Below are 13,855 nucleotides of genomic sequence, written 5' to 3'. Positions count from 1 at the left end.
CTGTCGGAGATGGACGGCTACGACCAGGACACGGCTGCGACGACGGTGATGGTCGTCGACGACGTGGCGGCGAACCGCTACGCCATGGGCGCCGTGCTGCGCCGCGCCGGACACCGGGTCGTCCCGGTCGCCAGCGGCGGCGAGGCCCTCGTGGAGCTCGACACACGGCTGCACGGCGGCGTGCTGCCCGACGTGGCGCTCGTGGACGTCGGGCTGCCGGACATGAGCGGCTACGAACTGTGCCGCCGGGTCAGGGCCCAGCCCTCCACCGCGGCGCTGCCCGTCGTGCACTTCTCCGCCGCGCCCCGCGGGGCGGCGGAGCGGTGCCAGGGACTCGACGCGGGCGGGGACGCCTATCTGACCGTGCCCGCCGAACCCCGGGAGATCCAGGCCGTGGTACGGGCGGCGGTGCGCGCGGCCCGGCGCGGCGCCGACGCCGAGACCCTGGCGCACCGGCTGAACCTGCTGTCCGAGGCGATCGTCACGGTGCAGGCCGCCCGCTGCACGCAGGAGCTGGCCGACGCGGCCGCCAAGGGCGCGGCCCGGCTCACCGGCGGCCCCGCCGCCGTCTTCGTACTCGGCCCGGACGGCGAGCTGAGCGTGGGCACGTCCAGGAGCCGGCTCGCGCTGCCGGACGCCGGTGCGCACGAGGAGGTGACCCGGCTGATCACCCGGATCGGGCAGGGGCGGACCGGCGTGCACACCACGGTCGTTCCCGCGCCGCTGTGGCCGGCCGGGTTCTTCCGGCCCGGCCGGGCGGACGACGCGCGCGTGGTGCTGGCGTTCACCCAGGAGGGCCGGACGCCGGTGTGCATCGCCACGCCGGTGCGCGGCACCCCGCAGATCGGCCGGGCGGCGGACGAACCCGTCGTCCGGCTCGCCCAGGCCACCGCGCTCGCCGCCGAACCGCTGCTGATGTACCAGGTGGAGCGGCACATCGCGCTCACCCTCCAGCACAGCTTCCTGCCCCAGCCGCAGAGCCTGCCCCACCTGCCCGGCGTCGACCTGGCCGTGCGGTACGTGCCCGCCTCCCGGCAGACCGAGATCGGCGGGGACTTCTACGCCGCCCTGCGCACCGGGGGCGGCACGCTCGTGGCGGTCGGGGACGTGGTCGGGCACTCGCTGGAGGCGGCCACCGTCATGGTCGAGATCCGGCACGCGCTGCGCGCCTACTGCGTGCACGAGAGCGACCCCGGGGTGCTCGCCGAGCGGCTGGACCGGATGCTCCAGCACTACCACCCCGACGTCACGGCGACCGTCTGCCTGGCCCTGGTCGGCCCGGACACCGGGCACACCAGGATCGCGAACGCCGGCCACATCCCGCCGCTGATCGTGCGGGAAGGGAACCACGCCGAGTACGTGAAGGCGAACGGCCCGCTGCTCGGCCTCGGCCTGGAGCGGTCCGAGCCCACCGAGCTGTTCCTGGCGCCCACCGACCGTCTGCTCATGGTCACCGACGGGCTGATCGAGACCCGCGGCACCGACCTCGCCGTCTCCCTGGAACAACTGCGCGCGGCCGCCGCCGACACCCCGCCGGACCTGGCGTCCCTGTGCGACACGCTCCTCGGCTGCTTCGGCCACGACCGGGAGGACGACATCGCGATGCTGGCCCTGAAGCTAGGGTGACCCGTGTTGCCATCCCGAACAGGAGTGCCCATGCCGCAGATCACCGTCGACTACACCAACTCGCTGGACTTCGCGGACGCCTTCGACGCGCAGGGCCTCGCGCGGGCGCTGCACGAGGCGGTCGTGGAGATCGCGGCGGCCAGGCCGGAGGCCTGCAAGACCCTGTTCCGGGAGGCGTACGGCGCCTACGCCTACGAGGACATGGAGAACCTCCCGCACGCCATCGTGCACGTGACCGTCGGCCTCCTCGCCGGACGCACCGAGGAGACGAAGGCGAAGCTCACGGAGGCCGTGCTCGCACTCCTCCCCAAGTACGTCGGCCCCGCCGACCACCTCACCCTGCACCTGTCGGCCGAGGTCCGCGACCTCGACGCCTCCTACCGCAAGGCCGATATCTAGGACGCCAGCGAGATCAGCCGGGCCACCAGGTCGCTGAACGGGCCGTCGGAGGGCTCGTCCCTGACCATGTGCCGCAGCAGCGCCGTCATCTCCTCGTCGTAGGCGGCGCTCACGGCGGCCAGGGCGGCGAAGTCGTGGACCAGCTGCACTTCCAGCTCGGCGCGCGGGATGCGCCGGCCGTCCAGCCAGATCAGTGCCGTCGACTCGGCGAGGGAGATCCAGGAGCGGACGACCAGTTCCAGCCGCGCGGGCGGGTTCTGCACGCCCAGGTGGGAGAGGATCTGCTCGTAGGCGGCCTGCCGTACGGAGTCGATGAGGGCGTTGGTGGTGGAGGAGCCGACCGCAGGGCCGCCCCGCATCAGCGCCGAGAAACCGGGGCCGTGCTCGTCGACGAAGTCGAAGTACCGGCGCATCACCCGCAGCAGCCGCCCGCCCAGCGGACCCTCGTGCGGCTCCGCGAACCGGGACGCCAGATCGTCCGAGGCGCGCTTCAACGCGGCTTCGTACAGGCTGAGTTTGCCGGGGAAGTAGTGGTAGACCAGCGGGCGTGAGATGCCGGCGGCCGACGCTATCTCGTCGATGGAGACCTCGTCGGGCGAGCGGCGGCTGAAGAGTTCGAGGGCGACGCCGATCAGCTGCTGCCGTCGCTCCTCGACGCCCATCCTGCGGCGTACCCCGGTACTCATGCGAACACCTTACCGATCGGATCCGGCCCTCGAACGGGCCGGACCGGCCATGGGTGTTCACATGTCCAACACCAGACGATCACCTCGCGCCCGCGAAACACAGATCAGCATGGAGTCGTCACGCTCCGCGTCCGTCAGCAGCTCGTCCCGGTGATCCACCTCGCCCTCCAGTACCCGCTGTTGGCAGGTCCCGCAGAACCCCTGCTCACAGGAGTACAGGGTGTCGGGCAGCTCCTTGCGTACGGCGGCCAGCACGCTGGAGTCGGCCGGTACCGCCAACACCCGCCCGCTGCGCCGCAGTTCGACCTCGAAGGCGCCGCCCTCGGCCGAGGCGCGTGGCGCGAACCGCTCCAGACGGACCCGCGGCACCCGCTCCTCCACCGCGGCCATGAGCCCCTCCGGCCCGCAGCAGTAGACGGCCGTGTCCTCGGGCAGGTCCGCGAACAGGGCGTCCAGATCGGGCCGTCCGTCCTCGTCCTCGGCGACCACGGTCACCCGCCCCCGCCCGGCGTCGAGCTTCTCGACGTCCTCCAGGAACGGCATCGAGGCCCGCGTCCGCCCGCCGTACAGCAGCCGCCAGTCCGCGCCCTCGGGCAGCGCCCGCAGCATCGGCAGCACCGGCGTGATGCCGATGCCGCCCGCCACGAAGACGTATGCGGGGGCCTCGACGAGCGGGAAGCGGTTCCGGGGCCCGCGCACCTCCAGTTCCATCCCCTCCCGCACCTGCTCGTGGACCTCGCGCGAGCCGCCCCGCCCGTCCTCGACCAGCCGCGTGGCCACGGTGTACGACGAGGTGTCCGCAGGGTCCCCGCACAGCGAGTACTGCCGGACCAGCCCCGAGGGCAGCGCCAGGTCCAGATGCGCGCCGGGCTCCCACCGCGGCAGGTCGTGTCCTTCGAGCCGCAGCCGTACGACCCCGTCGGCGACCTCCTCGTGCGCGGTCACCAGCAGCCGCAGCGCCCGCGACCGGGGCCGCCCGGAGACCGGCTCGTCCAGCGCGGGCAGCGGCCACAGCGGCGCGGCCTGGATCCGCCGCCGCAGGGCCCGCCGCACGAGCAGCGCGGCCCCCGCGACGACCGCGACCGTCCTCAAGCGGGCCATCACCTGGCTCCCTTCTCCGCGGCGAGGGCGGCGATCGCGGCGGGGGAGGAGGCCAGATAGGCGACCGCCTGCTCGGTGGAGCCCTCCTGGGAGGGGTGGTACGTACGGCTCAGGTACGTCGGGACGGACCGCAGCGTCTGCCCGGTCGAGGGCAGCACCCCGCGCCGGCCCCGCTCGTAGAAGGCGCGGAAGCTCGCCTTGCCGTCGAGGAGGGTCGGGTCGTTCTCCATGAAGAACCGCACCCCGCGCTGCCACAGGAACACCAGTGCCGTGAACGCGGTCGCCCAGGTCCGCACCCGCCGCCGGTAGCCGCCGTCGACGTGCAGGAACAGGTCGAAGGCGACGGACCGGTGCTCGACCTCCTCGGCGCCGTGCCAGCGCAGCAGGTCCAGCATGGTGGGGTCGGCGCCGCGCCGGTCCAGCTCCTCGGCGTTGAGTACCCAGTCGCCGAGGAAGGCGGTGTAGTGCTCGATGGCCGCGATCAGCGCCACCCGTTCCATCAGCCACCACCGGCGCGCCCGCCCCGGCGGCAGGGTCCGGTCCCCGAGCAGCTTCTCGAAGAGCCAGTCCACCTGTGCGGTGTACGGCGTCGGATCGAGTCCCAGTTCCTTCAGGTGCGGCAGCACCTCGTCATGGGCCTGGGAGTGCATCGCCTCCTGCCCGATGAACCCGATGACGTCCGCGCGCAGCCGATCGTCCCGGATGTACGGCAGGACCTGCTGGTAGACGTGCACGAACCAGCGCTCGCCGGCGGGCAGCAGCAGATGCAGCACGTTGATGGTGTGCGTGGTGAAGGGATCACCCGGCACCCAGTGCAACGGGGTGTCCTCCCACGAGAAGGACACCTTGCGCGCCTTGAGCGGTATCCGCTCGTCCTCGACGGGTAGGGCCCCCCGGGCCTGCTTGTTAGACATGGCGTCAATGTACTGATGGGTAAGTCCCGCGTGAACCCCCGTGCGCGCACTTGTTGACGACCTTTCTAACGCAGTCCGTCGATCACCCGCCCGCTCTCCAGCGTCCCGCTCAGCTCGGCCTGCGCGCCCTGCTCGGCCGGTGCGGTCAGCAGGGGGCCCTCGCCCGAGGCCTTCACCCCGCCCGTCGTCCGGATCGACGCCGTGTCCTTGCTGCCGGCCGCCAGCAGGTACCAGGACCCCGCCTCCGACTTCCACAACACCCCGGCCAGCACATGCGGATCACGGGGACCGCACGCCGGGACGTTCTCCGCCTGCGCCGTGACCGCCCCGTAGACCCCGCCCGGGGTGTGGAACTGCGCCAGCACCCGGGTGCCGCCGCCGCGCCAGGTCTCGGCGCGCGTGCACACCCAGTCCGCCGACCCGCTCGCCCCGGGCAGCGGCTGCCGCGCGTACTGCCAGGCGTTCACCGTCCGCACACCCTGCCCGCGCATGGCGGCCAGCGAGCAGGCGTACGGCGACCAGGCGCGCAGTTCCTTCGCGCCGGAGGCGTCCCGGACCGAGCCGGGGCGGCCGAGGGTCAGCCGGGCCGGGACCAGCTCGCCGAGGTCCGACAGCAGCCGCGTGCCCGTGCCGTCCGACACCTGAAGGACGTTCCACGAGGTGCAGCCCGACTGCTGGGCGGCCGGACCGGACAGCGGCGAGGCCACCCCGTCGGTCAGCGTCAGGGCCATCGCCCCCGAGGCCGGCTTCATCAGGTCGCGCTCGGCCGCCTTCTTCACCCACGGAGCCATCAGATAACGGACGTTGCCGTCCGCCCGGCCCAGCACCACCGCGCTCGCCTCGGCGCCGGTCGCGCCGTCGACCCGCGCGAAGTCCAGCGCGGCCCCGGCCGTGCCGTCCTTCGGCTCGGCGTAGCGGGCGATGCGCAGACCGTCGTAGAGGATCACCAGGCGGGCGTTGTCGACGACCCCCGCGTACAGCAGCTGGGGTGGGCCGGAGGGGCCGCCGGACGGGGTGCCGGGGGTGGCCGAGACGCGGACCGTCTCGCCGGGGCGCGCCCACACCGCGAGCGCGCGCCGCAACAGGGCCCGGTCGGAGGTGAGTTCGCCGCGCGCGGGCCAGACGGAGAAGTCGCGGCGCGAGGCGGCCTCCCAGGCGGCGGGGGCGACCTTCGTCAGCCTGCTCGGGTCGAGCGCCGCCTGCGCCGCCGGGTTCTGCGCGTACGGCGGTGCCGCCGCCCCGTCCGGCGCCCACCCCTCCCCGGGCAGCCCGAGCAGCGCCCCGCACACCACCAGCGCGGCCCCGGCCACGAGCGCGGCCCTGGTGTGCTGACGGCGCCGCATCAGATCGGTGGGCCGGGCCTGGAGCGAACAGGGGTCGAACTCGGGGGAGTCCAGGAGCGCGTACTGCGCGGCGAGCCCGTCGGCCTCCTTCAGCGCCGCGTCCACCGTGGTCACCTCGGCCGCCGCCAGGACCTTGCGCACGTCGCCGTCGGGCAGCTTCTCCAGGCCGCGCAGCACGTACGCCGCCCGCGCCGGGCCGGAGAGCGCCGACAGCCGCTGGTCCAGGGCGAGTTCGTCGGCGCCGCCCGAGCGCGGGAAGAGCCGCAGCCCCCACACCTGGGGCAGCAGCGGCGGCAACTGGGACCGCTTGGGCCAGGCCCTCCGCCGCAGCGGCAGCGCCGCCTCCAGTGCCGAGCGCACCACCCGGAGCCGGACCAGCGCGTACCCCGGGTCGCCCTCGTGCCCGGCCGCCTGCGCCGGGATCACCGGCGTGGACGTCCGGCCCCGTGGCAGGGCGCGCTGGACGAGGGCGTGGGCGCTCAGGACGCGCCGGTTGCGGCCGAGCCCCGGCGGCAGCACCAGATAGGCGAGCCGGACCAGCCGGGGATAGTGCTCGACGAGTGCGGCCTCGGCCTGCTCGACGTCCACGACAGGGTCGGCGGCGGAGGCGGCTGGGGGGCGCGGGGCGACATCCTGTGACTGCACGTCCAGCCAAACGAGCCGGCCGTTGGTTGGTCACCCCCGCCCGGGTGACGCGGGCGCGCGCGGCATTTGAGCGCCGCGCGCGCGGGAGCCGTATCCACCGGGAGGCCCCTGGCAGGAGGAAGAGATGAAGCTGACCCGACCGATGCTCGCCGTGGCCGCGGCACTGGTGCTCGCGGGGTGCGGATCCGGCGGCGCCGAGGACGCCGTACCGGACACGGCGACCGGCAGCCTGGAGCAACTGGCGGCGGAGGCGAAGTGCAGGCCGGACATGCAGACGGACGCCGACACCATCCGCCAGGCCCTGTGCGGCAAGGGCAAGGGGAAGTACGTCCTCGCCACCTTCTCCACCGACCGGGGCCAGCGGGAGTGGATCAACACGGCCAAGGACTACGGCGGTTACTACCTCGTCGGCCGCAAGTGGGTCGCGGTCGGCCACGAGGACGTGCTCACCACCCTGCGCACCACCCTCGGCGGCGACATCGAGGTGGGCCTCAACCACGCCACGCACTCCGGCGACGACGCCACGCACTCCGGTCACTGACACCCCGGACAGCCGAAGGCCGGCGGTGAGGGCTCCTCACCGCCGGCCTTCGCACGGGGTCACCGGCAGTTGTTACCGGAGTTGATGCAGTTGACCACCTTGTTCATCAGTCGGTTGCTCATGACGTTGATGAAGTCGTTGTGGTCGGTGATCGGCTTGTGCAGCTGCTCCGGGAAGCCGTCCACGGCGTAGGGGTTGCGCACCTGACCGTTCTCGATGGTCGGGGCGGGTACGTCGTAGACCAGGCGGACCTGGAGCTGCGGGATCGCCTTGAAGCCGTTGGGGCAGGAGCCGTCGGCCTGGACGTACGCCACGTGGTCACGGTGGTTGGCGCTGTCGATGTTCTGTCCGTCCCAGCAGCTCTGGAAGTTGGACGTGCGTACCACCGAGCTGCCCTGGGGGCAGATCACGTACTTGTCCGTCACCTGCCGGTCCTCGAAGCCGGTGCAGCTGAACGAGGTGTTGGCGTTGGCGAGGCCGTTGGTGAAGGCCTTGGCGTCACCGGTGATGATGCGCAGGAACTTCGGCATCGCCACGACCGGGCCCGCCTTGTTGCCGACGAACTTGATCTCCGCCTGCCGGGCCTTCAGGATCTTGCCGACGTTGCCCTCGGCGCCACCGCCGAGCTCGTTCGCGTCGAACTCCTGCGTACCGTCCTGGAGACGGAGCACCGGCCAGTAGTAGGTGGACTTGTCCGCCTGGTTACGGCAGGTGGTGGCGGCGTTGGCCAGGTCCTGGTCGCTCGCGAACGCGGTGTTGTTCTGGTTGCCGACGTAGTCGTGCGTGTGGTGCGCACCGTTGTCGACACCCGGGGCGACGATGATGTTGTCGCTGTTGAACAGGTTGTTCTCGTTGACACCGCACTTCGTGACGAACGACCCGCGGGAGCCGGAGTTCCCGTTGGCGGCCAGACCGTTCTGCAGATCGCGGGAGTTGGGCTGGACGTCGTTGATGTTGACGAAGTCGTCGGCGAACGGACCCGCGGCGCCGTTGCCGTTGTCCTGGCCCTGACCCTGGTCCTGCCCCGGGTCCTGGCCCTGCTCCCCGCCGTTGTCCTGCTGGCCTCCGTCCTGTTGGCCGTCGCCGTTCTGGTCGGCCTCGCCGTCGTTGATCTGCGGCTGCTCGGCCGGGACCCCGGCGCAGGGTGCGCTCTGCTTCAGCGACTCGGCGAAGGTGCCCCCGGACCGCTGGATGTTGATGCGGATCCGGTCGATCGTCGCGACCCGCTTGTCCTTCAGCGGGCCGAGGATCGCGTTCTGGACGAAGCCCGCGTCACCGGACTGGGCCTGGCGCGTGGACGCGAGCCGGGCGTAGGCCTCGGTGATCTGCTTGTCGAGGTTCGCCAGCTCCCGGTCGACACCCGAACGGGCGCCGTCCGGTACGTCGGTGAGCTGCTGGCCGACGTCCGGACACTGGATCGTGGCGATCTGGTTCGCCGTGGCCTTCGTCCGGTTCTGGTCCGAGCTCGATTCATGCGCGGATGCGTAGAAGTTTGCCCAGATCAGCCCGCCCCCACCGAGCGCTAGGGCAGCCGACGCGGCTACGGCCTTGGTGGCCAGCGGCATACGGCGTTTTCTTGTGTTGCGTCCCATGGAACTCCTCTGGCTTCCTTGCGGGGCATCGAGGCGCCCGACAGGATTGAAGCGGCTCCCTTCCATACGGGCGGAGTCCCACGGGTGTTCAGCCGTCTCAGAATTTTCGCGGCAACTGCCGTTCGGGGCTTGTCATTTCAGCGGTCCTGGTCCAGATAGGCGAGAACTGCCAGGACGCGGCGATTGTCGTCGTCCGAGACCTCCAGATCCAGTTTGGCGAAGATGTTGGAGGTGTGTTTGGCAATCGCCCGTTCCGTCACCACGAGCTGGCCCGCGATGGCCGCGTTGGACCGGCCCTGCGCCATCAGGTCCAGCACCTCCAGCTCCCGCGGCGTCAGCCGGGCCAGCGGCCGCCGGTCGTCCGCCGCCCGCCGGCTCAGCAACTGCTGGATCACCTGCGGGTCCATCGCGGTGCCGCCGGCCGCCACCCGCCGTACGGCGTCCACGAACTGCTCCGCGTCGAACACCCGGTCCTTGAGCAGATAGCCCACCCCGCCCTCGCCGTCGGCGAGCAGCTCGCGCGCGTACAACTGCTCCACGTGCTGCGACAGCACCAGCACCGGGAGCCCGGGTCTCTCCCGGCGGGCCCGCAGCGCGCACTGGAGCCCTTCGTCGGTGTGCGTCGGCGGCAGGCGTACGTCCACCACCGCCACGTCGGGCCGCTGTGCGGACAGGGCCTCGGCCAGCTCGGGGCCGCTCTCCACGGCCGCGGCGATCTCGAAGTCGTAGGCCTCGAGGAGCCGGACGAGGCCGTCGCGCAGCAGGAACAGGTCTTCGGCTAGGACAACGCGCAAGGGATCTCCATGGTGACCATGGTGGGACCGCCCGCGGGGCTGCTGACGGCCAGGACGCCGTCGAATGTACCCAGCCGGCGTTCGACCCCGGCCAGCCCCGAGCCGGCACCGATCACCGCGCCGCCCTTGCCGTTGTCGGTGACCGTCGCCCGCAGCATGCCGTCGCCGTGGTGCAGGTCGATCCAGATCCGGTCGGCGCCCGAGTGCTTGACCGCGTTGGTGAGGACCTCGCTGACGGCGAAGTACGCGGCCGACTCCACCGGCGCCTCCGCGCGGCCCGGCAGCTCCACGCTCACCTCGGTGGCCACGGGCAGCCGCAGTGCCAACGCCCTGACGGCGTCGCCGAGTCCGCGTTCGGCCAGCACCGGCGGGTGGATGCCGCGCACCAGGTCGCGCAGTTCGGCGAGCGCGTCGACGGAGGACTTGCGGGCCTGCGCGAGGAGCCGCTTCGCCTGCTCCGGGTCCTTGTCCAGGAGCATCTCGATGGTGCCGAGGTCCATGCCCATCGCCACCAGCCGGGCCTGCGCCCCGTCGTGCAGGTCGCGCTCGATGCGGCGCAGTTCCGCGGCGGAGGTGTCGACGGCGTCGCGCCGGGTCTCGGTCAACACACGGACGCGCTCGGCGAGTTCGGCCTGGCTGGGGGTGAGGAGGGCGCGGGTGAGCGCGAAGTGGGCGTGCAGCAGCCGGGTGCTGTAGAGGTGGGCGAGCAGCAGGAACACGGCGGCCAGCACGCCCGCCCCGAGCGCGGACGCCTGGTCGCTGATCGGCACGAACCCGTACCAGTACTCGTCGGGGAACACCCGCCACAGCCCCACCGCCAGCGCGAACCCCTCCAGCGGATACAGCACCAGCACCGCGGGCAGCAGCGCCGTGACGAACCCGGCCGTCATGTCCACCGGCAGCCACCTGAGATCCCGCCAGGTCGCCGGGTCGCGCAGCATCGCGAAGGTGCGCGCCCAGGGGTTGGCGCCCTCGGGCATCGGCCGGTACGCCGACGGAATCCGCACCCCGGCCCACTCGGCGGCGAGCATCCGCCGCCAGTCCGCGAACGCCCGCACCCCGCTGAGGACATACGGCGTCGTCACGAGCCCGATCCCGATCGGGATCAGCGCGATCGACACCAGGCTGAGCGTGAAGCAGAGCACCGCCCCCGGCAGCAGCACCAGCGCGAGCCCCAGCCCGCGTGCCCCCGCGAGGACCATGCCCCGTGCCCTGCTGCTCTTCGTCTCTGTCGTCGTCATGCGGCAAGTCTGGACGAGCCGGGGGAGCGGGTCACGGGGCCGGGCACCCGGGTCAGGGGGTGGTGCCAGGTACACCCCCGGCCGCCGCCAGCACCTTGGCCTCCACCTCCGGGTCGAGTCCCTTCGTCGACCGGTCGGAGCGCATCGGTGCGTCGCCGTCGAGGCTCCCCAGCCAGGCCCAGGTGTCGGCGACGGTCTCCTCGACCGGCCGGCAGCGCAGTCCGGTCGCGACCGCCCGGGAGACGTCCGCGCCGTGCAGCGCGTCGTGCAGGTCGCTGCCCGGCGGCACCCACACCGGCAGCTGCACCCAGGGCTCGATCCCGGCCTCCAGGATCACCGCGGGATCGGTCCAGCGCAGTTCGGCCGCACCGCCCGTGGCGCGCACGCACGCGCCGAGCAGCGTCCCCATCGTGGCGTGCCCCGAGGGCGAGATGAGGTTGTACGGCCCGCTCAGCCCCTGCTCGGCGGCCCCGAGGGTCCACTCGGCGAGATCGCGGACGTCGACGTACTGGATCGGCAGCTCGCGCGGCCCGGGGGCCAGCACCGGCCCGCCGCGGGCCATGCGGTTCAGCCACCAGGGCAGCCGGCCGACGTTCTCGTACGGCCCGAGGATCAGCCCCGCGCGCACCAGCACCGAGCGGTCCGCGCCGAAGGCGTCGAGTACGGCCAGCTCGGCGCCCCGCTTGTCCTGCGCGTACGCCGTCTGCTCGGCGTCGGGCGAGGCGTCCGCCACCACCGGGGCGTCCTCGGTGTATCCGGCGGGCGGGGCCCAGTCGTACACCGAGCAGCTCGACACGTACACATACCGTCCGGCACGCCCCCGCAGCAGCCGTGCCGTGTCCCGCACCGCGCGGGGCGCCGCCGACCAGGTGTCGACGACGACGTCCCACTCCTCGTCCCCGGCCAGCGCGGCGAGCCCGTCCTCGGCCGTGCGGTCGCCGCGCAGGGACCGCACCCCGGCGGGCGGCTCGTGCCGGCCCCGGTGGAAGACGGTGACGTCCCAGCCGCGCCCGAGGGCCGCCTCGACGACGGCCCGCCCCGCGAACTCCGTACCACCCAGCATCAGAAGTCTCATACGGGTGACTCTGCCCGGACCGGGGGCCGCGGGGAACGGGACTCTGCCGTCAGCAGAGTTCAGTCCCGGGCGTCGATCACCTCGGCCGTGGCCAGCAGGGTCCGTACGGCGGTGCGCAGACGGTAGTCGGGATGCAGACCGCTGCGGTCGCCCAGGTCGCGGACGACCCGCCGCGGTGACTCGGCGGCGGCCCGCAGCGGGGCCACGGCGAAACGGGGCAACAGGCCCATCTCCGTGAGCGCCGTCACGGAGGCGATCCGCCGGGTGTGGTGGTTGTCGGCTGCCGCGCAGCGGGCAAGGGGCTCCAGGGTGTCCTCGGTGCGGCCGGTGATCTGCCAGATGGCGCGGGCGGCCGCCGACCCGGCGCCCACCGGGTCGCCGGGGGCGAGGCGTGGTTCGAGATACGGCAGCAGGGGGCCTGCGGCGGGGCCGAGACCGCCCGCGAACTCCGGCCAGGATGCCGGACCTTCCCGTTCGAGCAGCGACAGTGCGAGCCCGGGGTCACCGGAGACCCGGTGGTGGGCGACCGCGGCGTACACCGCGACCGAGGAGTGGCAGCCCTGTGTCGCCTCGTCCCGCAGGGCCCGTGCCGCCCCGTCGCCCGCGGCCGGGCCCAGCGCGCCGAGCAGGGTGATGGCGGCCCAGGCGTGGCCGCTCTCGTAGCGCGGCACCAGGGCGGCGACCTCGTCCACCACCTCCAGGGCCACCTCCGGGTAGTGCTCCAGTACCCGGATCAGGTGGGCGTGACCGCGTCCGACCCGCCGGGCCACCGCCCGTGCCACCGGCAGCGCCCCGGGCCCGAAGACCTCGGCCACCGCTTCGACGGCTCGCACGACGCGGTGCGGCCCCGGCGGGACCGGCGGGAACGGCTCCTCCTCGACCAGCCGTACGGCCTCCTCGACCGCTTCCGGCGCGTGGGCGCGGGCCAGCGCGGCGACCGCCGCCGCCCGCAGCACGAAGTCCCGGTCCAGGTACGGCCGGACCCGCTCGCGCACGCGCGCGTGCAGCTCGGCCGGCAGGACGCAGCACAGGCGGCCCAGCTGGTCCAGGTCCTCGTAGTAGTCCTGGAGGTCGCGCAGCGCCCAGGGCAGCACCTCGATCTCGCGGTCGCGCCAGTGCTCGGCGATCTCGAAGGCGAGCGGGACGCCCCCGGCGGTGGCGCGCAGGGCGGCTTCGGGGTCGTCCAGAAGGCGGTCGGCGAAGCGTCGATGGGGGGCCGGTGCCAGGTGGGCCTCGTCGAGGTCGTGGGGACGGGCCGCGTACGCCTGGGCGCAGGCGTCCACCAGACCCGGGGGGAAGGGAGGCGCGGTGGTGCGCAGCAGGTCCTCGGCGGCCGCCAGCCGCACCTTGGGCTCGGGGTCCGCGAGCAGTTCGTGCCGCCAGCCGCCTTCGCCCGGCTCCAGCAGGGCCAGCGCGGTCACCACATGGCCGCGCACGGCGGGGTCGGGCTCCTCGGCGAGGCGGGTGCGCAGCAGGGGCAGGGCCTGTGGGGGCCGGCAGGTGACGAGGAGCGGCAGCAGGGCGTCGCGTACCTCGGGGTCGTCGTCGTGCGCGAAGGGCAGCAGGGACGGCAGCTCGGCGGTCACGGCGGGCTGTGCCGGGTCGGCGCCGTCGGGCCACTCGTCGCGGGCTGCGATGCCGCTGAGGAGGCTCAGCAGGTCGGCCCGGTGACCGGGCAGTCGGTGGGCGAGACGGGCCAGTTCCGGCACCGCACGCGCGGTCGCCACGGCGAGGTCGTCGTCGCGCCAGGGCGCGGAGGACAGCCACCCCAGTGCGGCCTCGCGCACCTCCACGTCCTCGGACTCCATCGCCCCCAGCAGGTAGCCCATGTTCGGCGCGTCGTCGATCTCCATGCGGCGCACGATACGCAGAAGGGGCGCCCGCCGATGTGGCGGGCG

Annotated in this window: 12 protein-coding genes; 3 read left to right on the top strand and 9 right to left on the bottom strand. The window is 73.1% G+C overall.

What is annotated here, in order from left to right; translation table 11 throughout:
• Positions 1-9 precede the first annotated feature (9 nt).
• A complete protein-coding gene (locus ICC28_RS00565) occupies positions 10-1,626 on the top strand; it encodes a fused response regulator/phosphatase (protein ID WP_188286333.1) in 1,617 nt (538 codons plus the stop codon).
• 30 nt (positions 1,627-1,656) lie between these two features.
• Entirely contained in the window at positions 1,657-2,025 is a 369-nt protein-coding gene (locus ICC28_RS00560) for a 5-carboxymethyl-2-hydroxymuconate Delta-isomerase (RefSeq protein WP_188286332.1), read from the top strand.
• Here the strand turns inward: ICC28_RS00560 and ICC28_RS00555 are convergent.
• From ICC28_RS00555 to ICC28_RS00540, 4 genes are all read right to left on the bottom strand, one after another.
• Positions 2,022-2,711, bottom strand: a complete 690-nt coding sequence (locus ICC28_RS00555; protein WP_188286331.1) for a TetR/AcrR family transcriptional regulator — start codon at positions 2,709-2,711, stop codon at positions 2,022-2,024. The two genes, ICC28_RS00560 and ICC28_RS00555, sit on opposite strands and share 4 nt — an antisense overlap.
• Before the next feature lie 57 nt (positions 2,712-2,768).
• A complete protein-coding gene (locus tag ICC28_RS00550) occupies positions 2,769-3,812 on the bottom strand; it encodes a PDR/VanB family oxidoreductase (RefSeq protein WP_188286330.1) in 1,044 nt (347 codons plus the stop codon).
• The gene (locus ICC28_RS00545) at positions 3,812-4,726 is read right to left on the bottom strand and encodes a metal-dependent hydrolase (protein WP_188286329.1); all 915 of its coding nucleotides are present in this window, start codon (positions 4,724-4,726) and stop codon (positions 3,812-3,814) included. The genes ICC28_RS00550 and ICC28_RS00545 overlap by 1 nt, the downstream gene beginning before the upstream one ends.
• A 65-nt stretch (positions 4,727-4,791) precedes the next feature.
• A complete protein-coding gene (locus ICC28_RS00540; protein WP_188286328.1) occupies positions 4,792-6,714 on the bottom strand; it encodes a hypothetical protein in 1,923 nt (640 codons plus the stop codon).
• A 124-nt stretch (positions 6,715-6,838) separates the two neighbouring features.
• Here ICC28_RS00540 and ICC28_RS00535 point away from each other — a divergent pair, with 124 nt between their 5' ends.
• Positions 6,839-7,255 carry a hypothetical protein gene (locus ICC28_RS00535; RefSeq protein ID WP_188286327.1) on the top strand — a complete coding sequence of 139 codons (417 nt, stop codon included), beginning with the start codon at positions 6,839-6,841 and terminating at the stop codon, positions 7,253-7,255.
• Between the two features lie 59 nt (positions 7,256-7,314).
• Here ICC28_RS00535 and ICC28_RS00530 read toward each other — a convergent pair whose 3' ends face one another.
• From ICC28_RS00530 to ICC28_RS00510, 5 genes are all read right to left on the bottom strand, one after another.
• Positions 7,315-8,847 (bottom strand): DUF1996 domain-containing protein, encoded by a 1,533-nt coding sequence (locus ICC28_RS00530; protein ID WP_188286326.1) that lies wholly within the window; start codon positions 8,845-8,847, stop codon positions 7,315-7,317.
• A gap of 137 nt (positions 8,848-8,984) precedes the next feature.
• Positions 8,985-9,641 (bottom strand): response regulator, encoded by a 657-nt coding sequence (locus tag ICC28_RS00525; protein ID WP_188286325.1) that lies wholly within the window; start codon positions 9,639-9,641, stop codon positions 8,985-8,987.
• A complete protein-coding gene (locus ICC28_RS00520) occupies positions 9,626-10,882 on the bottom strand; it encodes a sensor histidine kinase (RefSeq protein WP_223188170.1) in 1,257 nt (418 codons plus the stop codon). Before ICC28_RS00520 ends, ICC28_RS00525 begins: the two co-directional genes overlap by 16 nt.
• Before the next feature lie 52 nt (positions 10,883-10,934).
• Positions 10,935-11,957: an SDR family oxidoreductase gene (locus tag ICC28_RS00515; RefSeq protein ID WP_188286324.1), complete on the bottom strand. Its 1,023-nt coding sequence runs from the start codon at positions 11,955-11,957 to the stop codon at positions 10,935-10,937.
• 59 nt (positions 11,958-12,016) lie between these two features.
• The gene (locus ICC28_RS00510; protein WP_188286323.1) at positions 12,017-13,810 is read right to left on the bottom strand and encodes a HEAT repeat domain-containing protein; all 1,794 of its coding nucleotides are present in this window, start codon (positions 13,808-13,810) and stop codon (positions 12,017-12,019) included.
• Positions 13,811-13,855 lie beyond the last annotated feature (45 nt).

It is taken from the genome of Streptomyces sp. TRM68416 (genome assembly GCF_014596915.1).
Lineage (GTDB): Bacteria > Actinomycetota > Actinomycetes > Streptomycetales > Streptomycetaceae > Streptomyces.
The sequence above is the reverse complement of the archived record's forward strand: the minus strand, read 5'-3'. Positions and strand labels throughout refer to the sequence as shown.

Bases quoted from the DNA above. Each gene is read 5' to 3' on its own strand.
- ICC28_RS00535 (WP_188286327.1), top strand. From the start codon at position 6,839: ATGAAGCTGACCCGACCGATGCTCGCCGTGGCCGCGGCACTGGTGCTC.
- ICC28_RS00555 (WP_188286331.1), bottom strand. From the start codon at position 2,711: ATGAGTACCGGGGTACGCCGCAGGATGGGCGTCGAGGAGCGACGGCAG.
- ICC28_RS00510 (WP_188286323.1), bottom strand. From the start codon at position 13,810: ATGGAGATCGACGACGCGCCGAACATGGGCTACCTGCTGGGGGCGATG.
- ICC28_RS00560 (WP_188286332.1), top strand. From the start codon at position 1,657: ATGCCGCAGATCACCGTCGACTACACCAACTCGCTGGACTTCGCGGAC.
- ICC28_RS00515 (WP_188286324.1), bottom strand. From the start codon at position 11,957: ATGAGACTTCTGATGCTGGGTGGTACGGAGTTCGCGGGGCGGGCCGTC.
- ICC28_RS00520 (WP_223188170.1), bottom strand. From the start codon at position 10,882: ATGACGACGACAGAGACGAAGAGCAGCAGGGCACGGGGCATGGTCCTC.
- ICC28_RS00565 (WP_188286333.1), top strand. From the start codon at position 10: ATGGACGGCTACGACCAGGACACGGCTGCGACGACGGTGATGGTCGTC.
- ICC28_RS00550 (WP_188286330.1), bottom strand. From the start codon at position 3,812: ATGGCCCGCTTGAGGACGGTCGCGGTCGTCGCGGGGGCCGCGCTGCTC.
- ICC28_RS00545 (WP_188286329.1), bottom strand. From the start codon at position 4,726: ATGTCTAACAAGCAGGCCCGGGGGGCCCTACCCGTCGAGGACGAGCGG.
- ICC28_RS00530 (WP_188286326.1), bottom strand. From the start codon at position 8,847: ATGGGACGCAACACAAGAAAACGCCGTATGCCGCTGGCCACCAAGGCC.